General features: G+C 72.0%; 24 protein-coding genes. 12 read left to right on the top strand and 12 right to left on the bottom strand.

From position 1 onward, the window contains the following. Window positions 1–13: 13 nt before the first annotated feature. Genes urtC through urtE form a run of 3 tightly spaced genes read left to right on the top strand, consistent with a single transcriptional unit; the run spans window position 14 to window position 2,484 of the window. Window positions 14–1,081, top strand: a complete 1,068-nt coding sequence (urtC, locus tag IO39_RS48255) for an urea ABC transporter permease subunit UrtC (protein ID WP_342671503.1) — start codon at window positions 14–16, stop codon at window positions 1,079–1,081. Then, window positions 1,065–1,817: an urea ABC transporter ATP-binding protein UrtD gene (gene urtD / locus IO39_RS48250; RefSeq protein ID WP_043640516.1), complete on the top strand. Its 753-nt coding sequence runs from the start codon at window positions 1,065–1,067 to the stop codon at window positions 1,815–1,817. Before urtC ends, urtD begins: the two co-directional genes overlap by 17 nt. Then, the gene (gene urtE, locus IO39_RS48245) at window positions 1,795–2,484 is read left to right on the top strand and encodes an urea ABC transporter ATP-binding subunit UrtE (RefSeq protein ID WP_043640514.1); all 690 of its coding nucleotides are present in this window, start codon (window positions 1,795–1,797) and stop codon (window positions 2,482–2,484) included. The genes urtD and urtE overlap by 23 nt, the downstream gene beginning before the upstream one ends. Before the next feature lie 70 nt (window positions 2,485–2,554). Here the strand turns inward: urtE and IO39_RS48240 are convergent, their stop codons facing one another. Beyond that, on the bottom strand, window positions 2,555–2,707 hold the full coding sequence (locus IO39_RS48240) for a hypothetical protein (protein ID WP_157549914.1): 153 nt from the start codon (window positions 2,705–2,707) through the stop codon (window positions 2,555–2,557). 44 nt (window positions 2,708–2,751) lie between these two features. After that, complete coding sequence (locus IO39_RS48235) at window positions 2,752–3,093, bottom strand: ATP-binding protein (protein WP_211267430.1); 342 nt, start codon at window positions 3,091–3,093, stop codon at window positions 2,752–2,754. A 140-nt stretch (window positions 3,094–3,233) separates the two neighbouring features. On the opposite strand from IO39_RS48235, the gene IO39_RS48230 reads away from it, so the two are divergent. The 3 genes from IO39_RS48230 (at window position 3,234) to IO39_RS48220 (ending at window position 6,097) form a co-directional block, all read left to right on the top strand. Beyond that, window positions 3,234–4,013 (top strand): helix-turn-helix domain-containing protein, encoded by a 780-nt coding sequence (locus IO39_RS48230; protein WP_052424322.1) that lies wholly within the window; start codon window positions 3,234–3,236, stop codon window positions 4,011–4,013. Then, window positions 4,004–4,273 carry a DUF397 domain-containing protein gene (locus IO39_RS48225; RefSeq protein ID WP_043640508.1) on the top strand — a complete coding sequence of 90 codons (270 nt, stop codon included), beginning with the start codon at window positions 4,004–4,006 and terminating at the stop codon, window positions 4,271–4,273. Before IO39_RS48230 ends, IO39_RS48225 begins: the two co-directional genes overlap by 10 nt. Before the next feature lie 174 nt (window positions 4,274–4,447). Continuing rightward, window positions 4,448–6,097 carry a hypothetical protein gene (locus tag IO39_RS48220; protein WP_043640505.1) on the top strand — a complete coding sequence of 550 codons (1,650 nt, stop codon included), beginning with the start codon at window positions 4,448–4,450 and terminating at the stop codon, window positions 6,095–6,097. A 123-nt stretch (window positions 6,098–6,220) separates the two neighbouring features. Here the strand turns inward: IO39_RS48220 and IO39_RS48215 are convergent, their stop codons facing one another. Continuing rightward, on the bottom strand, window positions 6,221–6,949 hold the full coding sequence (locus IO39_RS48215; RefSeq protein ID WP_281200390.1) for a Mut7-C RNAse domain-containing protein: 729 nt from the start codon (window positions 6,947–6,949) through the stop codon (window positions 6,221–6,223). Window positions 6,950–6,984: 35 nt separating this feature from the next. On the opposite strand from IO39_RS48215, the gene IO39_RS48210 reads away from it, so the two are divergent. Then, a complete protein-coding gene (locus IO39_RS48210) occupies window positions 6,985–7,896 on the top strand; it encodes a TAXI family TRAP transporter solute-binding subunit (protein WP_043640501.1) in 912 nt (303 codons plus the stop codon). Here IO39_RS48210 and IO39_RS48205 read toward each other — a convergent pair. The 6 genes from IO39_RS48205 to IO39_RS48180 form a co-directional block, all read right to left on the bottom strand. After that, complete coding sequence (locus tag IO39_RS48205) at window positions 7,875–9,215, bottom strand: sensor histidine kinase (RefSeq protein WP_043640498.1); 1,341 nt, start codon at window positions 9,213–9,215, stop codon at window positions 7,875–7,877. The genes IO39_RS48210 and IO39_RS48205 overlap by 22 nt on opposite strands. Beyond that, a complete protein-coding gene (locus IO39_RS48200; RefSeq protein ID WP_043640496.1) occupies window positions 9,212–9,877 on the bottom strand; it encodes a response regulator transcription factor in 666 nt (221 codons plus the stop codon). Before IO39_RS48200 ends, IO39_RS48205 begins: the two co-directional genes overlap by 4 nt. Before the next feature lie 9 nt (window positions 9,878–9,886). Further along, window positions 9,887–11,203 carry an MFS transporter gene (locus tag IO39_RS48195; protein WP_043640966.1) on the bottom strand — a complete coding sequence of 439 codons (1,317 nt, stop codon included), beginning with the start codon at window positions 11,201–11,203 and terminating at the stop codon, window positions 9,887–9,889. A 272-nt stretch (window positions 11,204–11,475) separates the two neighbouring features. Beyond that, window positions 11,476–13,623 (bottom strand): glycoside hydrolase family 6 protein, encoded by a 2,148-nt coding sequence (locus IO39_RS51745; protein ID WP_084774758.1) that lies wholly within the window; start codon window positions 13,621–13,623, stop codon window positions 11,476–11,478. A gap of 49 nt (window positions 13,624–13,672) precedes the next feature. Then, complete coding sequence (locus tag IO39_RS48185) at window positions 13,673–14,665, bottom strand: GNAT family N-acetyltransferase (RefSeq protein WP_052424320.1); 993 nt, start codon at window positions 14,663–14,665, stop codon at window positions 13,673–13,675. A 113-nt stretch (window positions 14,666–14,778) separates the two neighbouring features. After that, on the bottom strand, window positions 14,779–15,024 hold the full coding sequence (locus IO39_RS48180) for a DUF2630 family protein (RefSeq protein ID WP_043640493.1): 246 nt from the start codon (window positions 15,022–15,024) through the stop codon (window positions 14,779–14,781). A gap of 38 nt (window positions 15,025–15,062) precedes the next feature. Here IO39_RS48180 and ddaH point away from each other — a divergent pair, with 38 nt between their 5' ends. After that, window positions 15,063–15,809, top strand: coding sequence for a dimethylargininase (gene ddaH, locus IO39_RS48175; RefSeq protein ID WP_043640490.1), 747 nt, complete (start codon window positions 15,063–15,065; stop codon window positions 15,807–15,809). Between the two features lie 252 nt (window positions 15,810–16,061). Further along, complete coding sequence (leuA, locus tag IO39_RS48170) at window positions 16,062–17,768, top strand: 2-isopropylmalate synthase (protein ID WP_043640488.1); 1,707 nt, start codon at window positions 16,062–16,064, stop codon at window positions 17,766–17,768. 90 nt (window positions 17,769–17,858) lie between these two features. On the opposite strand, the gene IO39_RS55735 is transcribed toward leuA, so the two are convergent. Continuing rightward, entirely contained in the window at window positions 17,859–18,029 is a 171-nt protein-coding gene (locus tag IO39_RS55735; protein ID WP_157549913.1) for a hypothetical protein, read from the bottom strand. A 109-nt stretch (window positions 18,030–18,138) separates the two neighbouring features. Next, complete coding sequence (locus tag IO39_RS48165; protein WP_043640486.1) at window positions 18,139–18,831, bottom strand: TetR/AcrR family transcriptional regulator; 693 nt, start codon at window positions 18,829–18,831, stop codon at window positions 18,139–18,141. 124 nt (window positions 18,832–18,955) lie between these two features. Between IO39_RS48165 and IO39_RS48160 the strand changes: the two genes are divergently transcribed. From IO39_RS48160 to IO39_RS48150, 3 genes are read left to right on the top strand one after another with little or no spacing between them, the layout of a single operon-like run. After that, window positions 18,956–19,309, top strand: coding sequence for a YrdB family protein (locus tag IO39_RS48160; RefSeq protein ID WP_043640483.1), 354 nt, complete (start codon window positions 18,956–18,958; stop codon window positions 19,307–19,309). A gap of 3 nt (window positions 19,310–19,312) precedes the next feature. Next, window positions 19,313–20,224 carry an NAD-dependent epimerase/dehydratase family protein gene (locus tag IO39_RS48155; RefSeq protein WP_043640480.1) on the top strand — a complete coding sequence of 304 codons (912 nt, stop codon included), beginning with the start codon at window positions 19,313–19,315 and terminating at the stop codon, window positions 20,222–20,224. Next, complete coding sequence (locus IO39_RS48150) at window positions 20,221–21,153, top strand: Gfo/Idh/MocA family protein (protein WP_043640477.1); 933 nt, start codon at window positions 20,221–20,223, stop codon at window positions 21,151–21,153. Before IO39_RS48155 ends, IO39_RS48150 begins: the two co-directional genes overlap by 4 nt. Here the strand turns inward: IO39_RS48150 and IO39_RS48145 are convergent. Beyond that, entirely contained in the window at window positions 21,137–21,952 is an 816-nt protein-coding gene (locus IO39_RS48145; protein WP_043640474.1) for a trypsin-like serine peptidase, read from the bottom strand. The two genes, IO39_RS48150 and IO39_RS48145, sit on opposite strands and share 17 nt — an antisense overlap. Between the last annotated feature and the right edge of the window lie 65 nt (window positions 21,953–22,017).

Raw genomic sequence — 22,017 nt, 5'->3', positions numbered from 1 at the left:
CGCGGGTGCTCACATGAACCGGCCGCGGGGGATGCCCGTGTTGCGCTCGCGGGTGCTCACATCGATCCGGCGTCACGTGCCCTTCGCCGCCGTGGCCGTCGTCGCGCTGGTGGCCGCGCCGCTGCTGCTGGAGCCGTTCCGGCTGGGGCTGCTGGCGAAATACCTGTGCTACGCGATCGTCGCGCTCGGGATCGGGCTGGCCTGGGGCAAGGGCGGCATGCTCACCCTCGGCCAGGGCGTCTTCTTCGGGCTCGGCGGCTACTCCATGGCGATGTACCTCAAGCTCACCGAGGCCGAGGGCGGGCTGCCCGACTTCATGGGCTGGAGCGGGGTGGAGGAGCTGCCCGCCCTGTGGGCGCCCTTCGCCAACCCGGTCTTCGCGCTCGGCATGGCCGTGCTCGGGCCCGTGCTGCTCGCGGTGGTCCTCGGCACGCTGGTGTTCAGGCAGCGCGTACGCGGGGCGTACTTCGCCATCCTCACCCAGGCGCTGGCCGCGGCCATGGTCATCCTGCTGGTCGGCCAGCAGGGCCTGACCGGCGGCACCAACGGCATGACCAACTTCTTCGAGCTGTTCGGGCAGGACCTCGCCGACGACTCCACCCAGCGCGGGCTCTACCTCGTCGTGGCGAGCGTGCTCGGCCTGCTCTACCTGGGCACCCGGCAGCTCGTCGAGAGCCGGTACGGCCGCCTGCTCGTCGCCGTGCGCGACGGCGAGGACCGGGTGCGCTTCCTCGGCTACGACCCCGCCCTGGTCAAGACCGTCACCTTCGCCCTGTCGGCGGGCATGGCCGGGCTGGCGGGCGCGCTGTTCGTGCCCGTCGTCGGCATCATCTCGCCCGCGCTGCTCGGCATCGTGCCCTCGCTGGAGCTGGTCGTCGCCGTGGCGGTGGGCGGCCGGCACGCGCTGGCCGGGGCCGTGCTGGGCGCGGTCGTCATGGGCTACGCCAAGACGGCCTTCAGCGAGCAGTTCGCCGACGGCTGGCTCTACCTGCAGGGCGCCCTGTTCATCCTGGTCATGACCCTGGCCCCGAAGGGGATCGCGGGCCTGGTGGGGAGGCTGCGAAATGCTCGAGCTGCGTGACGTGACGGTGGAGTTCGACGGGTTCCGCGCGCTCGACGGCGTGGACCTGACCGTGCCCGAGGGCGAGCTGCGCTTCCTCATCGGGCCCAACGGCGCGGGCAAGACCACGCTCATCGACGTGATCACCGGTCTGACCAGGCCGGCGGCGGGCAGCGTGCGCTTCGGCGGCCACGACCTGGTCGGCAGGAAGGAGCACCAGATCGTCCGGCTCGGGGTCGGCCGCACGTTCCAGACGTCGGTGGTGTTCGAGGAGCTCACCGTGATCGAGAACCTCGACCTGGCCGCCGGCTTCCGCAGCCCGCTCTGGTCGCTGGCCAGGCGGCGCAAGGGCGTCAGCGAGGCCGTCGCGGAGGCCCTGGCCAGGACGGGGCTCGAAGAGCTCGCCGAGCGTTCAGCGGGCGTTCTCTCCCACGGCCAGCGCCAGTGGCTGGAGATCGGCATGCTGCTGGCGCAGCGGCCCCGGCTGCTGCTCCTGGACGAGCCGGTGGCCGGCATGTCCAAGGACGAGCGGGCGCGTACGGGCGAGCTGCTCACGGAGATCGCCCGCGACCACACCGTGGTCGTGGTGGAGCACGACATGGAGTTCCTGCGGCGGCACGCCTCGACGGTGACCGTGCTGCACGAGGGCAAGGTGCTCGTGGAGGGGTCGGTGGAGCAGGTCGGCGCCGACCCGCGCGTGCAGGAGGTCTACCTGGGGAGGAGGAAGGCTGAGGATGTTGTCGGTAACCGGCCTTGAGTCGGGGTACGGGCGGGCGCGCGTCCTGTTCGGGGTGTCACTGGAGGTCGGCCCCGGGCAGCTCGTGTGCGTCATGGGACGCAACGGCGTGGGCAAGACCACGCTGCTCAACACCGTGATGGGGGTGCTGCCCGCGACGGCGGGCACGGTGACCTTCGACGGCCGCGACGTCACCCGGCTCAAGCCGCACGAGCGGGTGCGGCTCGGCATGGGGTACGTCCCCCAGGGCCACCAGTGCTTCCCCCAGCTCTCGGTCCTGGGCAACCTGCTGGTCACCGCCGAGGCCGCCAAGCAGCCCCGGCAGGTCATCGACGAGGCCCTGGACGTCTTCCCCGCGCTCGGACCGCTGCTCAAGCGCAGCGCCGGGCACCTGTCGGGCGGCCAGCAGCAGCAGCTCGCGATGGCCCGCGCGCTGGTCACCAAGCCGAGGATGCTCATCCTCGACGAGCCGACCGAGGGCATCCAGCCGTCGATCATCCTGGAGATCGAGGCGGCCATCGAGCGCCTGCACGCGTCGGGGCTGGCGGTGCTGCTGGTGGAGCAGTACCTCGACATCGCGCTGCGGCTGGCCGACACGTTCGTCATCCTGGACGGCGGCCACGTGGTGCGCACCGGCGTCGCCGACGACCTCCAGCAGGAGGAGGTCCGCCGCCTCCTGGCCGTCTGACGCCTTCGCCGCGCCCGGCGGGTGCGTCGTTTGACGTCGTGACGCCCGGCGGATGCGCCGTCCGACGTCGTCATGCCCGGCGGGCGGTCTCGGCCGCCCGCCGGCTCAGGTCCATGAGCGGGCCGAACTTCCCGGCGATCAGCTTGAGCGGTCCTCTGATCTCGCCGTTCAGCATCTCGATGACGGGCTCCCGGGAATGGGGGTCGGTTTCTCCGGTGTCCATCCAGACGTCGCCTTGCCGATCGACCCACACGGGGATGACGGCTTTCATGCGGAAAGCCGAAACCACACGGCCTTGCCGTCCGGCGTCGGTCTCCACCCCCATGCATGGGCGAGACTCTGAACAATGGCGAGCCCTCTTCCGGCGGTGGCGGTCGAGGCCACTGCCGCGATTCTCGGAACGGCGTCACTCGAATCGTGCACTTCCACGGTCAGGAAGCGGTCTTCCCTGGTCGCGGTGATGCGGATGGTCTCCGTGGAAGTGTGAACGAGCGCATTGGTCACGAGCTCGGAAACGAGAAGTTCGGCGATCTCTGAAGCCGCTTGACCGGGGATCAGGTCGCGGACGAAACGCCGAACGGACGCTACGCATTTGACGTCACGGGCCATCCACCGCTCTCCCAGCATTGTTTCGGATTGCATATAGCCATGCTGTCGCGCCTCCGCTACGGTAAGTAAGAGAATCATTGCTAGGAGTGATTCTTGAAGTTCGTGCGGGCAACGTTGAACTCGGGGCGAGGGAGGGCAAGATGGTCGACCTCTATACACCCCAGGCGATCTGGGGCAGAGAGCTACGGCACTACCGCAAGGCCGCAGGCCTGACTCAGGGGCAACTTTCAGAGAGGATCCACTTCAGTGAGGGCCTGATCAGTGGCATCGAGACCGGCCGGCTTCCGGCGAGCTTCGAGTTCGCCCGGTCGTGCGACAGCGTCCTCAACACGGGCGGCGCGCTCTATCGCCTGCTCGACTGGCGAAAGGGCCCGCTCTTCCCGTCGTGGTTCGAACCGTGGGACGAGACCGAGAAGGCGGCCGTCGCTCTACGGTCCTACCAGCCGCTCCTGATTCCCGGCCTGCTCCAGACGGAGCGATACGCCCGCGCGCTGTTGCGTGGTGACGAAACCCTCGTGGCTGCCCGCATGGCGCGGCAGGCGCTCCTGACTCGCGAGGACCCGCCCCCACCGGCGTTGCGGTACATCATCGATGAGTCCGTGCTCTACCGGCCGGTCGAAACGGCCGGCCTGATGAGAGAGCAGCTTCAGCGTTTGCTGGATGCCGTCAACCCGCGGTTGAGCATTCAGCTTCTCCCGCACGGCATGCATGCGGGCCTGATGGGTGGGTTCGTGATCGCCACCATGAAGGACGACTTCGAAGTGGCCTACGTGGAAACCCTGGTGCGAGGCATCGCCACGAACGTGCGCGAGGACGTCGCGCTGGTTCTGGAACGTTACGAGACCATCCGAACCCAGGCATTGCCTCAGGCCATGTCTCTCGACCTGATCAAGAAGGCCATGGAGGAGAAATGGACCTGAGCCAGGCTCGCTGGCGGAAGTCAAGCTTCTCTGGCCCCGACGGTGGTAATTGCGTCGAGGTTGCTGAACTCTGGCAGAAGTCAAGCTTCTCCGGCGACAACGGTGGCAACTGCGTTGAGGTCGCTCACAAGAAGGGCGCCGACAGACTGATCGCCGTTCGCGACTCAAAGGACCCCGACGGCCCCAAGCTGTTCTTCACCCCCGCCGAATGGACCGCCTTCCTCAAGGGCGCCAAAGCCAACGAGTTCGACCTGCCCTGACATCGGCCGCAGGGCCGTTGTGACTATGTCGACGCGGTGCCGGCAATCGTTCCGGTCTCCAAGGCCGGAGGGTGCTTGATCACGGTTTGGTGTCGCGCGACCAGATGATCTTGACGTGGGAGCACTCATGAGACGTTATTAGAACATATGTTCCCACCCTGGCAGGAGACTCTCGTGTCCCCATCCCTGGTTCGCCGATTAGTCGCTTACTGCGGCGCCGCCGGCCTGATCACCGGCCTGCTCACCGTCACGGCCCCCGCCGCCTCGGCGGCCGGCGCCATCACCGACCTCGGGGTCGCCGACTCCTACACCGCCGACCTCGCCGTGGGCGGCGGCCGGGTGTTCGTTCCCGCCGGCGACCGCATCATCGTGGCCGACACTGACGGAAACGTCACCGGCGGCGTCGTCACCGGGCTGTCCGGTGTCCAGGAGCTGGCCGTGAACGCGGACGGCACCCGCCTGTACGCGGCTCTCACCGGCTCGAACGAGGTCGCCGAGATCGACACCGGCAGCCTCGCCGTCACCCGGCGCATCGACCTGTCGGCCCACCCCTGCCCGTCCACCCTGGCGTTGCTGGGCGAGCGGTTGTGGGTGGGGCACGGATGCGACAACGGCCCCGGCGGCGTCGTGGGCCTGGATCTCAGTGCGAGCGCCCCGGCGCCCGTGGCGGTCGGGGGCGAGCACCTGCGGCCTCCCGTGCTCGCGGCCGCCGGCGACACGCTCGTGGTCGGCCAGACCGCCCTGCACCACGCCGACATGCTGGTCTACGACCTCGGCGACGGCGCCCCCGCGCTGCGGGGCACGATCGACGGCGACGAGTGGCGCATGGACCACCTGCGCGACCTCACCCTGAGCTCCGACGGCGGCACCCTGTTCAGCGCGGCCGGCACCCCCGGTCACTTCACCAGGTACGACACCAGGACCCTGGCGGCGACCGGCACCTACGGCGACGGCTGGGACGGGTACCCGTCCGCCGTGGCGCTCGGCTCGGACGGCGCGTACGTCGCGGCGGGACGCCAGTGGGGCAGCACCGACCTCACCCTCTACGACGCCGCGACGGGCGCGGAGCTGTTCGCGGCCGACCAGCCGGACGCCGAACTGCTCCCGGACGGCGTCGCGTTCTCCGGCACGGACGTCTTCGCGCTGCTGCGCAGCTCCACGGACCGGCTGCTGCTGTGGCGGGTGACGGGCGTCGCGCTACCGGCCACCAAGCTCACGGTGACGGCCCCCGCGGACGCGTACGTCGGCTCTCCGATCACCGTCGAGGGGCGGCTCACCCGCGCCGACGGCGAGGCGCTCGGGCTCAAGCCGCTCACGGTGATCCAGTACCTGCCCGGCTGGACGAAACTGCCGATCACCGGCGTGACGACGCGGCAGGACGGCACGTTCACCTTCCAGGACACGCCCGTCTTCGAGCTGCCGCCGTACATCGGCGAGGTGTTCTACTGGGTGTTCTGGGACGGCGACGACGGCCACCGCCGCAGCAGCGCCTCCGTCATGGTGACGGTCAAGCGCGAAGCCACGCTCACCCTGACAGGGCCGCAGTCCGGTGTCGCAGGCACGGCCGTGGAGCTGAGTGGCGCCCTGACGGCGGGCGGCAGGCCGCCCTCCCCGGGGTCCACGCTCACCGTACAGCGCACCCTGTACGTCAAGGGCACCAGCGGTAAGACCGTCAAGCTCCCGTCGGTGAGGGTGAACGCCGACGGCACGTACGCGTTCACCGACACGCCCGCCAACGCCGGCAGGTACAGCTACCTCGCGAGCTATGCGGGGGACGGCGGGACCGGACCGGCCCAGGCCACCCATCAGATCATCGTCAAGTAGATGACCATCCGGCCATCGGCGTCTACGCTGTGGCTCTTGGAAGCTCCCGGCCGCGGATCAAGGCGGCCGGGCCGCGCCGTTCGGCCGGCGGCGTCTACCGGAGCCGGTTCGCCGGTCGCGCTGTTACCCGGTTCTTGCCGTGGTTCCGGCCCAGGTTCGGGCCGACCGTACGATCTCCTCCAGGTGGCCGCTGTGGGCGCCGTGCCAGTAGACCTGGCCGCAGGAGGCGCAGCGGCCGTAGGCGTCGTAGTTGCGGCGGGTGCCGGCCTCCAGCACGGGCTCGACCTCGTCCTTCGTGACCGGCGCCAGGACGCCGTTGCAGGCCGTGCAGCGGGTCCACGGGCGCAGTGGCGGGGCGAAGCGCTCCAGGAGGTCGCGGAGCTGGTCGTCGGGGGCCGAGCCGCGCACGTACGCGCCCAGCCACAGCGCGCGGCGGCGCAGCAGGCCGCGGTCCTGCGTGAGCAGCACCCGCCGCTCCTCGTTGGCCTGCACCACCAGCGCCGGGTCGTCCATGTCGTTGTGGTAGGCGGTGTCGATGCCCAGCAGGCGCAGCCGCCGCGCCAGCGTGCCCAGGTGCACGTCCAGCAGGAAGCGCGGCTCGTGGGGGAGTTGCTGGGGCCGGGGGACGGGGTGCACGTCCACCACGTCGCCGGGAACGAGCTGGTACGAGGGCGGCACGCCCCGGCCGGCCACCACCATGGGGCCGACCTCGGTCAGCGGGACGCCGATCGACTCGACGTGGTGGCCCAGGGTGGAGGTGGTGCCGGCGGTCACGTCCTGCCACTCGTGGCGGCGGCCGGCGGGCAGGAACATCCGCAGTTCGGGGGCGATGCGCAGGCGGGCGGTCGTCACATCGTCCATTCTGTTCCACCGGCTAACGTGAATTCATGTCGATATCCCGCCGTTCCCTGCTCGGGGCGATCGCCGTGGCGGCGATGTCCGGGTGCTCACAGGGGGATGACGGGCGGCGGGAGCTGCGACTGGCGACGGGGCTGGCGGGCGGGCCGTACCGGCCGCTGGGCGACCGGCTGGCCGAGGAGCTGCGGCGCGCCGGGGTGCGGACGCGGGTGATGGGGACCGCCGCGAGCGTGCAGAACCTCACCATGATGACCGACGGGCGCGCCGACGCGGGCTTCGCGCTGGCCGACAGCGCCGCCGACGCCGTACGCGTGCGCCACCAGCCCGTCACCGCGCTGGCCCGGATGTACATGAACTACGTGCACCTGGTCGTCCCCGCGACCTCGGGCGTCACCGAGGTGCGGCAGCTGTCGGGGCGGGCCGTGTCCATCGGCGTGGAGGGGTCGGGCACCGCGGTCACCGCCACGCGGGTGCTGGCCGCCGCCGGGCTGGAGCGCCCGCCCCGGGCCGTCCGGCTCAACCTGGACACCTCCGTCGAGGCGCTGCTGCGCGGGCGGATCGAGGCGTTCTTCTGGTCGGGCGGCGTGCCCACGCCCGCGCTGGCCGCCCGTGACGACCTCCGGCTGCTGCCGCTGGAGCCGCTGGTGCCGGTGCTGCGGCGCGCGTACGGGCCCGTCTACGAGCACGCCTCCGTGCCCGCGGGCGCCTACGGCGGCGCCACCTCCGTGCCGACCGTGGGCACCCCCAGCTACCTGATGTGCCGGGCCTCGCTGCCGGACGACCTGGCGTACACGATCACCGAGACCCTCTTCCTCGCCCGCGACCGTCTCCAGGCCCCGTCGGCCCCCGGCGGCCGGCTGGACGAGCGCTACGCCATCGGCACCGGCACCGTCCCCCTGCACCCGGGCGCCGCCCGCTACTACCGGTCGGTGTACGGCTGATGCGGTAGCTGGAGTTCCACGACCAGGCCGTGGGGCTCGGCGGGGAGCAGGCGCAGCGTGGCGCCGCACGATCGGGCCAGTTCGGTGGCGATGGCCAGGCCCAGGCCGCTGCCCGGGACGTTGGCGTGTGCGCCCGAGCGCCAGAAGCGGCTCAGGGCTTCAGCGCGTTCCTCCTCGGACAGCCCGGGGCCGTCGTCGGCGACCCGCAGCACCCCGTCATCCAGGGTGACGGTGACGGTGCCGTCCGGGGGGACGAACTTCTGGGCGTTGTCGAGGGCGATGTCGGCGATCCTGGCCGCGGCCTCCGGCACGACGGACTTCTCGGGAATGTCGGTGACCAGGTGGAGGTGCTTGGCGGCGTACACCTCGGTCCACGCCGCCAGCCGGGGCCCCAGCTCGACCTCTCGGCTCTCGACGCCCGCCCCCGCCTCCACCCTGGCCAGCGCCAGCAGGTCCTCCACCAGCAGCGTCAGCCGGTCCAGCTCCGCCATCGCCTCCTCGAACTCGGCCGTGCCCTCGCCGCGCAGATGCGGCTCCAGGTTCTCCAGCCGCAGCCCGAGCACCGTCAGCGGGGTGCGCAGCTCGTGCGAGGCGTCGGCCACGAACGCCCGCTGCCGCTCCATCGCCCCCGCCACCGCGTCGGCCATCGCGTTGAAGCGCTCCTCCAGCCGCCGCAGCTCCGAGGGCCCCACCCCGGGATGCGCCCGCGCGTCCAGCCGGCCCCGCGCGATCTCCCGCGTCGTGCGGTCCAGCTCGGTGACCGGCCGCAGGATCCAGCGGGCCAGCCTCCTGGCCGCGACCACCGAGGAGGCCAGCGCGGCCAGCGCCCCGAGTGCCACCGCGGCCCACACCAGCGTCACGTCCAGCCGCGCCCGGTCGGCCGGCGCCTGCAGCAGCACCACGCCGGACAGCTGCGCGTCCCGGCCGGCCGGCTCGGCCAGCAGCACCGTGGCCGGGCCGAACGGGGTGATCGTGGGCAGGTCCTCGGTCGTGCGGCCCGACAGGGCCAGGCGCAGCGCGTCGCGCTCGTCGGCCTCGAACCGGCCGGCGGTGAACAGCACCGAGCCGTCGCGGTCACGGACGCGGACGGCGGCGCCGTACAGGTCGGCGTAGCGGTTGATCTCGGCGACCAGCCCCGTGCGGTCGTCGTCGCGCGCCGCCTGGTCGGCCAGCTCCGCGAAGCGGGTGGCGTCGGCGCGGCGGTCGAGGAGCAGCCGGTTGGTCCGGTGGGAGGCGTAGGCCAGGCCCAGCGGCACCGCCAGCGCCGCCACCAGGAACACGATCAGCGTCGTGAACGTGACCACCAGCCGGGAGTTCACGCCGTCGAGCCCAGCCGGTAACCGGTCCCGCGCAGCGTCTCCACCAGGCCCGGCCGCCCGGTCTTGGAGCGCAGGTTGGCCACGTGCACGTCCAGCGAGCGCGAGGCCGACAGCAGCGGGTCGCCCCACACCTCGTCGAGGATCTCCTCCCTGCCGCGCACCACGCCGGGCTCGCGCGCCAGCAGCGCCAGCAGGTCGAACTCGCGCCGGGTCAGCGTCACCGGCTCGCCCGCCACCGTGACCTGCCTGCCCTCCAGGTCGATGCGGACGTCTCCGACGGTCACCACGTCGTCGCGCGGCGGGCGCGGGCGGGTGCCGCGCCGCACCACCGCCTCCATGCGCGCCATCAGCTCGACCGTACGGAACGGCTTGACCAGGTAGTCGTCGGCTCCCGACCGCAGGCCGCGCAGCACCTCGCGCTCCTCGGTACGGGCCGTCACCACGATCAGCGGCACCGCCGAGACCCGCCGCAGCCGGCGCAGCGCGTCGAGCCCGTCCATGTCGGGCAGCCCCAGGTCGAGCAGGACGAAGTCGACGCCCCCCGCCAGGCGGAGCGCGTCGACGGCCAGCCCCGCCCGGAGGACCTGATGGCCGTGCCGGGCCAGGGCGGTGGTCAGGGCGGAGGCGAGCCGATCGTCGTCCTCGACCAGGAGAACCCGCATACGCCCAGGTTAGACGCGGGAGACCGGCGCGTTCTCCATCGCCTGCTCGGCCCGGGAGAGGGCGGCGTCCCTGGTCTCCCGCATGGTCAGGTAGACGACGAGGGACACGGCGGCGCAGCCGGAGACGTACCAGAAGAAGCCGGACTCGATGCCGCTGTCCTTGAACCACAGCGCCACGTACTCGGCGGTGCCGCCGAACAGGGCGTTGGCGATGGCGTAGGGGAGCGCCACGCCGAGGGCGCGCACGTTCGTCGGGAACAGCTCGGCCTTGACCACCGCGTTGATCGAGGTGTAGCCCGTGACGATGACCAGGCCGATCAGCGAGAGCACCAGCGCGCCGCCGAAGCCCTGCGCGCCGCCGAGCGCCGTCATCAGCGGCACCGTGCTCAGCATCGACCCGATCCCGAACGTGATCAGCAGCGGCCTGCGCCCGATCCGGTCCGACAGCCCGCCCGCCAGCGGCTGCAGGCACATGAAGATGAACAGCGCGCAGAAGCTCACCAGCGTCGCGGTCTCCTTGGCCAGGCCGGCGGTGTTGGAGAGGTACTTGGTGAGGTAGGTGGTGTAGGTGTAGTACGCGACCGTGCCGCCCATCGTCAGCGCGATGACCAGCAGCGCCTCCTTCTTGTGGGCGAGCAGCTCCCTGATCGTGCCGCGCTCGCCGGACTGCCCGGCCTCCCGCTCCTCCTCGTCGTACGCCTCCGTCTCCAGGAGGTTGCGCCGCAGGTAGAACACGACCGCGGCGGCCGCCGCGCCCACCACGAACGGGATGCGCCAGCCGTAGGAGCTCAGGGCCTCCCTGGACATCGTGTTCTGCAGGATGATCTGCAGGCCGAGGCCGACGAGCTGGCCGGCGGTCATGGAGACGTACTGGAAGCTGGAGGCGAAGCCGCGCCGGCCCCGCGGGGTGGCCTCGGTGAGGTACGTGGCGCTGGCCGCGTACTCGCCGCCCACCGACAGGCCCTGCAGCAGGCGGGCCACGACCAGCACCAGCGCGCCGAAGTAGCCGACCGACTCGTACGTCGGCGCGATCGCGATCAGCAGCGCGCTGGCCGACATCAGGGTGACGGTGAGCGTGAGCGCCGCCTTGCGGCCCTTCCTGTCGGCGTAGCGGCCGAGCAGCCAGCCGCCCAGCGGGCGCATGAAGAAGCCGACGGCGAAGATGGCCGCGGTGTTGAGCAGCTTGGCCGTGTCGTTCCCCTCAGGGAAGAAGGAGGCGGCGAAATAGACGGCGAAACTGCTGTAGACGAACCAGTCGTACCACTCGACCAGATTGCCGACAGAGCCGCCGAGCACGGCCTTCCACGGCACGCGTGCCTTGCTCACGGAGCTCACGGACGAACCTCCTGGGGGGCTTCTGAGGGAGTCATTGCTGGTCAGAGCCTTATGCCGGAAGGTTGTTCGGACAAGGGAGCCGGGCCCAGATCTAACGTCCGCTTAACATGAGTTCTTTACGCCCCTTTAACGCGGGCGCAACCTGCGCGGGGTCGGCGCAGGTTCAGCGGCAGGGGCGGCACAGGGCCGGCACAGGGCCGGCACAGGGCCGGCGCAGGGCCGCCGCAGGGCCGCCGCAGGGCCGGCGCAGGGGCAGCGCGGGGTCAGCGCAGGGGCGGGACGGCGTTCTTCGCCCGTTCGAGCGCCAGCTCGCCCCACCACTCGCCGCTCGGCGGGGAGACCACGCCGCGCTCGGGGTCCTGCTCGCCGTCCGTGCCCCGCCGGCAGCGGCCGTTGGACGTGCCCGCGCGCGAGATCCACAGGTAGGCGTCGGCCAGCTCCTCGCCCGTCTCGGTCGTGGGCCGGTCGCCGACGCCCCGGCCCGGCGGGTTGCACCAGGTCTGCGGGTCCTCGTAGTGCTTGTCCGGGGCCCAGGAGCCCCGGCCGTTCCTACTGGTGTCGACCACGAAGTGCGGCATGGCCGCCGGGTCCACGCCGGCGTCCTGCGGGCACTCCTTCCCGCCCGTGGCCAGCCGGACGGCGATGCAGGCCGACAGCGCCTTGCCGTACTCGACGCTCTTGTCCGTGCGCTGGTAGCCGCCGGTGTTGACGAAGAACCCGTCGGCCTGCTCGATCCCGGCGTCGATCAGCCGCCCGGCCATGATCTCGGTGCCCGGCCAGTAGTCCTGGCTGCCGTCGAGGTAGACGGCCGTGTTCGGGTTGGCCTTGAGGGTGCGCACGGCCTGGCGGACGTCCTGGTAACGCTGTTGCGGCGAGCCCGGCCCGTCGCACTGCTCGGTGCCCGGCACCCTGACCAGGCTGCCCGGCTCCAGGATGACCACCGCGGGGGAGTCGCCGATCTGGCGGGCCACGCCGGCGACCCACTTCTGGTACGCGGGCATGGCCTCGGCGGTCGTGGGGTGGCACTCGTTGCCCGGCATGAAGCTCAGCAGGAAGACGGGGACCCCGCCCGCCTGCTCGGCCGCCGTGACCGTGCCGGCCACCTTCGCCCTGACCTCCGGCTGGTTGAGGCGGATGGCGTAGGGGACGCGGGCCAGCCTGCGCATCAGCTCGGCGTCCTGCGGGCGGTCGTCCTGCCAGAGGCTCGCCTGGCGGGCGGCGCCGGGCTCCTCGGGGGCGTAGAAGGTGACGCCGGGCCCGGCCCGCAGCGGGTTGCCGGTGGGCCGCGCGGAGCCGCGGGCGGTGGGGCTGCCGGCGGCCTGCTCCGCCGTTTCCGAGGGGCGGGCGCCGGTGGCCGGGCGGTCGTCGCGCAGGGCCACGGCGGCGGAGACGCCGGCCACCGCGACGAGCGCGGCGGCGGTGGCGGCCACCAGCCCGCGCCTGCGCCGTCCTGAAGACGAGGGCGCCTCTGGCGACGGCCCGTCCGTGGCCGGGGTCCGGCCGGGAGCGGCTCCCGTGGCCGGGGCGTGACCCTTGGGGAAGGCCGGGCCCGGGCCGCTCGGGGTGCCCGGGCCGCTCGGGGCGCTCGTGCCGGGGACGCTCGCACCGCCGGGGACGCTCGTGCCCCCCGCGCTCAGGCGGTCCATCAGGTCCTGGGCCGTCGGGCGGCCGGCCGGCTCCTTGGCCAGGGCCGCGGCCACCAGGTCGCGCAGCGGGCCGGACAGGCCGCGCAGGTCGGGCGGGTCGTTGACGATGCGCATGAGGACCGTGGGCACCGGCCCCGTGCCGAACGGCGGCGCGCCCCCGGCGGCGAAGGCGAGGGTGCCGCCCCACGAGAAGATGTCGGAGGCCGGGCCGACGGGGCCGCCCGCCACCTGCTCGGGCGACATGTAGACGGGCGTCCCCATGATCTCGCTGCTCATCTCCGCGTCGGCGAGCTGCGCGATGCCGAAGTCGATGACCTTGGGGCCCACCTGCGACAGCAGCACGTTGGACGGCTTGAGGTCACGGTGCACGACCCCGGCCCCGTGGATGGCGCGCAGGGCCATCGCCATCGCCGCCGCCAGGCCGTCCAGGGCCGAGCCCCGCAGCGGCCCGCCGGTCTCCACGGCGTCCCTGAGGCTGGGGCCCTCGACGTATTCGGTGACCAGGTAGGCGAGGTCCCCGACCACGTCGGCGTCCAGCACGGGAGCGGTGCAGAAGCGGGCGACCCGCTGGGCGGCGGCCACCTCGCGGGCGAAGCGCCACCGGAAGTCCGCCCGCGCGCCCAGCCTGGCGTGGATCAGCTTGACGGCCACCCGCGCCCCGTCGGGCGCCTGAGCCAGGTAGACGACCCCCATGCCGCCCTCGCCCAGCCGGCCGAGCAGGGTGTACGGCCCCACCTGCCGCGGATCCCCGTCTCTCAAGGTCATAGATCGTCAGGTTAACCCGCGAGCGCCGGATGCTGAATGGCCGTGGAGTTCACAGTGTGAGCCGCCACTCGTGCCACTCGTCGAAGAGCTCGAAGCCCATGGCCTCGTTGATGGCGAGCATGGGGGAGTTGGAGGTGGCGTTCCAGGTGATGACGCGTTCGACGTGGGGCTCCCGCTCCCGCAGCCAGAACAGGTTGGCCAGCTTGAGCAGCAGGCCCAGGCGGCGGCCCCGGTGCTCGCGCAGCACCGTCGTGTCACCCTGGCCGGCCCAGCCGTCGGAGCGGGCGGCGTCGAGCACGATGCGCGTGTAACCGGCGGGCGCGCCGTCGGAGTCGCGGCGGGCGATCGTGGTGTAGCAGGTCTGGCCGCCGGCGGGGATGCGCTCCTCGCGCACACGCAGGCGCTCGACGCTGAAGTCGGCCGCCTCGACGCCGCCGTCGCGCGGCGCGTCGTTCATGCCGCCCATGAGCGTGGCCAGGTCGGGCAGCAGCTCGGGGCCGGCCGGGCCGATCCAGCGCTCCAGGCTGTAGCCCTCGACCCGGGGCGTCAGGCGCTCCAGCGCCGCCCAGTCGGCCTTGCGCAGGTCGAGCGTGCGGCGCGCCTCGACGAGCGCCACCGTCATGCCGTGCGCGCGGGCGAAGCGGGCGCCGGCGCCGGTGGCGGGGGTCTCGGTGAGCAGGAGCGTGCGGCCGTGCGCGCGCACGCGGTCGAGCGCGTGCTCGAACAGCGCGCCGCCCAGCCCGCGGCCGCGGTGCTCGGGGCGTACGACGAGGGGGAAGACCCACGCCATGTGGCGGTTGTCGAGCCGGGAGAGCGACAGGGCGTAGCCGCCGGCCACCTTGCCGCCCTCGACCATCGCCCACGCCTCGGCACGCGCGCCGGGGGTGTTGAGGTAGATGTCGCGGCGGAACTGGGCGGCGGTCAGCCGGGGGCCGGCGTCGTCGGTGTGGCCGGACGCGTACGCGGTGTACAGGCCCGCCGACAGCTCGTCCTCCACGAGGTCGTCCGGCCGGTCGGCGATGGCGATGGGCTCGATCCGCATGTCCCCAGACAAGCGCATGCCCCCCGGCCTGGGCGAACGATTTTCCGCCTGCCGGCAGCTCCCGGCTCAGGTCCTCCTGCCGGCAGCTCCCCGCCTCTGGCCTTCCCGTCTTCCTACTGCCGGTAGTTCTCCACCTCGCCCGCCGGGCGGGCGGCCGCGCCGTCGGGGTCCTCGCCCGCGTTGCGCCGGGCCCGGCGCTGCCTGAGCAGGTCCCAGCACTGGTCGAGGGCCGTCTCCAGCTCCTTGATGCGCGCGTGCTCCTCGTCGGAGGTCACCTCGCCGGCGTAGAGCCGGTTGCGCAGATCGTGCTCCTCGGTGACCAGAGCACTGATCCTGGTCAGAATCTCGTCGTCCCGCATGCCCAAGACTCTAACCACTGCGTGATAGAACACGCCCTATGCCTGGTATCGCGCTGGTAAGGAAGCCCGGTCCGCGGATCGCCGAGGGCATCGTGACGCACATCGAGCGGCGGCCCGTGGACCACGAGCGGGCGGCCGTCCAGCACGACGCCTACGTGGCGGCGCTCGCCGCGGCCGGCTGGCGCCCGGTGTACGTGCCGCGCGCCGACGACCTGCCCGACGCGCCCTTCGTGGAGGACACCGTGGTGGTGTCGGGGCGGCTGGCCGTGCTGACCAGGCCGGGCGCGCCGGAGCGGCGGCCGGAGGTGGAGTCGGTGGCGCGGGTCGTGCGCGAGCTGGGCCTGAACTCGGTCAGGATCGCGCCGCCGGGCACGCTCGACGGGGGCGACGTGCTGCAGGTCGGCCCCACCGTGTACGTCGGCAGGTCCGCGCGCACCAACGACGACGGGATCACGCAGCTCACGGCCCTGCTGCCCGAGCGCGAGGTGGTGCCCGTGGGGCTGGGCGGCGTGCTGCACCTGAAGTCGGCGGTGACCGCGCTGCCCGACGGGACCTTCATCGGCGACCCCGCCCGTGCGGACCTGCCGGGGATGCTGGTGCCGGAGGAGGAGCCGGGCGCGCACGTGGTGCCGCTGGGCGGCGACCGGCTCCTGCTGGCCGCGTCGGCCCCGAAGACCGCCGCGATGCTCGAAAAGCGCGGCTATCTGGTGACGCGGGTGGATATTTCGGAGTACGAGCGGCTGGAAGGATGCGTGACCTGCCTCAGCGTCCTCGTCCCCGACTGATCTCCGGCCGGGCTCGACCGGTCCCTGATGGATCTCGCCGGTGCGGCAGGTTCCGCTCCCCGACGACGCCTTCTCAGGATCTGAGATCCGGGGCGGCGCATGGCGAGACGTCTGGTAGCGTGCATGACATGCTGTGCGGGCTCCTTCTTAGCTGCCGCGGCGGGGGCCTCTAAGGCCGGCTCCCTCGCCGCGGAGCCAGTCCTGCGCGTCGGCCGCTTCTTCTGAATGACCGACCGACGAGGAGCACCTGACATGACCGCTCAGCAGCCCAGCCGCATGCCGATCCACCGCTATCAGGCGTTCGAGCCCATCCGGCTGACCGACCGCACCTGGCCCGACCGGGTGATCACCAAGGCGCCCCGATGGTGCGCCGTCGACCTGCGCGACGGCAACCAGGCGTTGATCGACCCGATGGACTCCCACCGCAAGCTCCAGATGTTCGAGCTGCTGGTGCGCATGGGCTACAAGGAGATCGAGGTAGGCTTTCCCGCCGCCTCGCAGACCGACTTCGACTTCGTGCGGCAGATCATCGAAGAGGGCCGCGTCCCCGACGACGTGATCATCCAGGTGCTGACCCAGGCCAGGCCCGAGCTGATCGAGCGCACCTTCGAGTCCCTCCGGGGCGCCAAGCAGGCCATCGTGCACCTGTACAACTCGACCTCCACCCTCCAGCGCCGCGTCGTGTTCGGCCAGGACAAGGAGGGCGTCACCGCCATCGCGGTCGAGGGCGCCAAGCTGGTCAAGAAGCTGGCCGACGCCAGTGACGTGGACGTGTTCTTCGAGTACTCCCCCGAGTCGTTCACCGGCACCGAGCTGGAATACGCGGTCGAGGTGTGCGACGCGGTCAACGAGGTGTGGCAGCCCACGCCCGACCGCAAGGTGATCATCAACCTGCCCGCCACGGTCGAGATGGCCACCCCCAACGTCTACGCCGACCAGATCGAGTGGATGCACCGCAACCTCAAGCACCGCGACTCGATCGTGCTGTCGCTGCACCCGCACAACGACCGCGGCAGCGCCGTGGCCGCCGCCGAGCTGGGCTACATGGCCGGCGCCGACCGCATCGAGGGCTGCCTGTTCGGCAACGGCGAGCGCACTGGCAACGTCTGCCTGGTCACGCTGGGCATGAACCTGTTCTCCCAGGGCGTCGACCCCGAGATCGACTTCAGTGACATCGACGAGATCCGCCGCGTCACCGAATACTGCAACCAGCTGCCCGTGCACCCGCGCCACCCGTGGGGCGGCGAGCTGGTCTACACCGCCTTCTCCGGCTCCCACCAGGACGCCATCAAGAAGGGCTTCGAGCACCTGGAGCGCGACGCGGCCGAGGCCGGCGTGCCGGTGGACGAGTTCACCTGGGCGGTCCCCTACCTGCCGATCGACCCGAAGGACATCGGCCGCACCTACGAGGCCGTCATCCGGGTCAACAGCCAGTCGGGCAAGGGCGGCGTCGCCTACATCATGAAGGCCGACCACCAGCTCGACCTGCCGCGCCGGCTGCAAATCGAGTTCTCCAAGGTCGTGCAGGCGCGCACCGACAGCGAGGGCGGCGAGATCAGCCCGGCCGCGATGTTCGAGATCTTCCGCGACGAATACCTGCCCAACCCGGCCAACCGCTGGGGCCGCCTCAGCCTGCTGGCCCACCGGCACGAGTCCACGGTGGACGACAAAGACCGCATCAGCGCCGACGTGCGCCTCGACGGGGAGATCCGCGAGATCTCGGGCACGGGCAACGGCCCGATCTCGGCCTTCGTCGACGCCATCGCCGGGGTCGACATCCAGGCGCGGGTCCTCGACTACGTGGAGCACGCGATGAGCGCGGGCAGCGACGCCAAGGCGGCCTCCTACCTGGAGTGCGAGGTCGACGGCCAGGTGCTGTGGGGTGTGGGCATCGACGCCAACACCACGACGGCCTCGCTGAAGGCCATCATCTCCGCCGTCAACCGCGCCTCGCGCTGACATCACCGCGGTCAACCGCGCCTCGCGCTGACCACCACGACGGCCTCGGCCGCGTTCCCGTCGCACACGGGAACGCGGCCGAGTCGCCGTTCAGGCCACTCTTCGGGCAGGCGCTCGGGCCGGGGTCGCGTCGAGCAGGATGGCCGCCACCGCCAGCGACCTGCCCGCGGCCCGCACGGCGGGGGCCAGCGGGGGAGAGCCCGCCGCGATCAGCGGCAGGATCAGCGCCATGAGGATGGGCACGAGGAAGCCGCCCGCCATGGCGTCGCCGGGCGGCCCGGCGGGCCGGCCCAGGCAGCAGCGCCACGTCCGTGAAGCGCCCGAGCTCCTGTGATCTACGCGCCATGTATGCAGTAAAACTTAGTAAGTCTCACTGAACAAGTCCGATCGTCCGCGCCATCACCCGCATGGAGTGCCCGAAGACCGCGCCCCGGTCCCGCACCGAGTTGTTGAACTGGCCGAACACCTCGAAGCTCACCCACCCGTACAGCGCGGTCCACGACGTCACGCTCCGCCAGATGACCTCGTCGGGCACTCCGGGCATGAGCTCGCGGAAGCCGGCCGCCTCCGCCGCCAGCTCCGCGGGGGGCGCGCCGTCCGGCGGGCGCACCGCGCCGGCCTGCCAGGCGTCGGAGACGATGCGGCCCAGCACGGTCACGTCGCGCACCCGGGCCGCGATCGTGTCCTGCGGGGCCTGGTAGCCGGGCACGGGGGAGCCGTAGATGAGCGCGTACTCGTGCGGGTGCGCCACCGCCCAGTCGCGCACCGCGTGACAGGCCGCCAGCCACCGCCCCGTGTAGTCGTCGCGCGGGGTGGCCGCGTCGGCCTCCTCGACGGCCGCGCCGAGCGCGTCGTAGCCGTCGATGATCAGCGTGGTGAGCAGGTCGTCCCGGCTCGGGAAGTAGCGGTAGACGGCCGAGGAGACCATGCCCATCTCCCGCGCCACGGCCCGCAGCGACAGGCCGCCGGCCCCCTCCGTGGCCAGTTGCCGGCGGGCGATGTCGGTGATCTCTCTGGTCAGCTCGGCTCTGACGCGTTCTCTTGCGGTTCGGCTGGCTGTCATGTGCAGGAGATTATCAGAGCAGTGGATGGAAACGAGAGCACTGCTCTTGACGAGCGCTGCTCTCTTGCGAGAGCATTGCTCTCGCAAGAGAACGCGAGACCCGCCCGACCCCGAGGAGCCCGCCATGCTCACCCTGGCCAAGAACGCCAACGCCCTGCTGATGTTCGTGCTGGAGCTGGGCGTGCTGTTCTCCGTCGGCTACTGGGGATTCACGCTGGCCTCCGGCTGGACGGTCCGGTTGCTGGCCGGGCTCGGCGGCCCGGCGCTGTTCGTGACCGCCTGGGCGCTGTTCGGGGCGGGTGGCGGCGCGAATGCCACGTTCCCGCTCACCGGCCTGGGCCGCGCCGCGCTGGAGATCCTCTGGTTCGGCGGCGGCGCCCTGGCACTCTACGCCTCGGGACTGACCACCACCGCCGCCGTGTTCTCTACGTTGTTCGTCGTCAACGCGGTCCTCCGCATGGTCTGGAACGAGGTCTGATCCATGGGCAAGCACGTCGTCGTCGGCTCCGGCCAGGTCGGGTCACACGTCGCCGCCAGGCTCGTCGCCCGGGGGCACGAGGTCGTCGTCGTGACCCGGTCGGGCGGCGGCCCCGAGGGCGCGGTCAAGGTGGCCGCCGACATCTCCGACCCCGCCCGGCTGGCCGAGGCCGCCCGCGGGGCCGAGGTCCTCTACAACTGCGTCAACCCGCCCTATCACCGCTGGCCGGCCGACTGGCCGCCGCTGGCCGCCTCGTTCCTGGCCGCCGCCGAGTCGAGCGGCGCCGTGTACGTGATGCTCGGCAACCTCTACCCGTACGGCCCGGTCCGGGGCCCGATGACCGAGGACCTCCCGTTCGCCCCCAGCAGCCCCAAGGCCCGGGTGCGCGCCACGATGTGGACCGACGCCCTGGCCGCCCACCAGGCGGGCCGGATCAGGGTCACCGAGGTGCGCGCCTCCGACTTCTTCGGCCCCGGCGCCAGCGACCAGTCCTACCTGGGCGAGCGATTCCTCGCGCCGCTCAGGGCGGGCAAGGCGATCCCGCTGGTCTGGCCCGCCGACGTGCCGCACACCTGGTCCTACCTGCCCGACGTGGCCGAGGCGATGATCGTGGCCGGGGGCGACGAGCGGGCCTGGGGCCGGCCCTGGCACGTGCCCTCCCCCGAGCCGCTGACCTTCCGCCAGGTGGGCGAGCGCCTGGCCGCGCTGCTCGGCCGCCCCGCGCCCCGGCTGGCCGTGACGCCGTGGCCGCTGGTCAGGCTCGCGGGGTTGTTCTCGCCCCTGGCCGGTGAGCTGCGGCACATCCGCTACCAGTTCACCGAGCCGTTCGTGCTCGACTCCTCGGCGTTCCGGCGCGCGTTCGGCGTCGCGCCTACCCCGATCGACGAGGCGCTCAAGGCTACGCTCGACGGATGAAGACAGCCATGATCGGCCTGGGTGACATCGCGGAGAAGGCCTACCTTCCCGTGCTCGCCGCCCAGCCCGCTCTCGATCTGCACCTGTGCACCCGCAACGAGGCCAGGCTCGACCGGCTCGGCGACGCCTACCGCATCGGCGCCCGGTACACGAGCGTGGACGACGTGATCAAGGCCGGGATCGACGCGGCGCTCGTGCACGCGGCCACCGACGCCCACCCGGAGATCGTCGGGAAGCTGCTCGACGCCGGCATCCACGTCTACGTGGACAAGCCCATCGCCTACACCCTGGCCGAGTCGGAACACCTCGTGAGCCTGGCGCGGGCCAGGGACAGATCCCTCATGGTGGGCTTCAACCGGCGGCACGCCCCCGGCTACGCGGGCCTGGCCGCCCATCCCCGGCACCTCGTCATCATGGAGAAGAACCGCCACAACCTGCCCGACAACCCGCGCAGGGCGGTCTTCGACGACTTCATCCACGTCGCCGACACCCTCAGGTTCCTCGCCCCCGGCGAGATCACCGACACCACGATCAGGACACGCGTCCGCGACGGCCTCATCGAGCACATCGTCCTGGAGCTGTCGGGCGACGGCTTCACCGCCATCGGCGTCATGAACCGGATGAGCGGCGCCAGCGAGGAGACCTGCCAGGCCATGGGCGCGGGCGCCAAGCGGCGCGTGGTCAACCTCGGCGACGTCATCGACTACCAGGGCGGGGAGACGCTCGTCCGGCGGCCCGACTGGGTGACGGTGGCCCGGCAGCGCGGCATCGAGCAGGTCTGCCTGGAGTTCCTGGCCGCCGTGCGCGAGGGCCGCCGCCTCGATGCCGCCGACGCCCTGGCCACCCACGCCCTGTGCGAGGAGATCGTCCGTACGGCGGGGGAGGAGCCCGGCCCGGCCGAGGGGGAGGGCGTCAGCCGGTCGGGTTGAGCAGCATCGCCCGGTCGGCCTTGGCGAACATGCGCTCGAACGGCTTTCCCCCCAGCCGGGTCAGCACCGTGAACCCCTTCGCGTCGCCCAGCGGGCTGGAGGAGGACACCACGCCCGCCACCGCGCCGCCGTACAACGCGGGGCCGCCGCTGCCGCCCGCGGCGGCGTGGCAGTTGCGGGTGACCATCAGCCCCGGCCCCTCGGAGACGCCCTCGACCGCGTCGCCCAGGCAGCGGTACAGCTTCGTGCCCGGGTAGCCCCGGCCCGCCGGATAGCCCAGCAGCTCCAGGCCGCGCAGCTCGGTGCCCCTCGTGGTGCTCATCGTGGTCAGGCCGCGGCCGGTGACGGCCTCCAGCGGGCGCCCCCTGCGCACGACGCCGACCAGGCCCACGTCGTACGGCAGCAGCTCCGACGAGTACGGCCTGGTCCGCCAGCGGGCCGGCACCCAGGTGCGCACGACCGGCCACACGCCCAGCCGTGGCCGCCCCCGGTCGTAGCCCGGCAGGAAGGCCAGGTGCTCCAGGAGGCGGCCGTCGCGATAGAGGCAGTGCGCGGCCGTCAGCACCAGGCTGCGGCTGCGCGAGCCGATCACCGTGCCCCCGCACAACACGTCCGTCTTGGCGACCGGGTCGCGGCCGAGCAGCACCCCCGTCAGCCGCTGCGGCCCCGTGTAGGGGCGCGGGACCGGCGCGTAGCCCAGGCGGTCGCCGTCGGGGGTCAGCACACGGGGGATCGGGACGTTACGTTGCGACACCTCGGTGACGGCGGCTGGATCGAGCAGGACCAGAGACAGCACCAACCTGAGCACCCTCCCACCATAAGGCGAAGATGATCAGTGCTCTGACCTGCGACATCAATGTTTAC

The organism is Nonomuraea candida (assembly GCF_000725485.1).
Classification (GTDB): Bacteria; Actinomycetota; Actinomycetes; order Streptosporangiales; family Streptosporangiaceae; genus Nonomuraea; species Nonomuraea candida.
The sequence above is the reverse complement of the archived record's forward strand: the minus strand, read 5'-3'. Positions and strand labels throughout refer to the sequence as shown.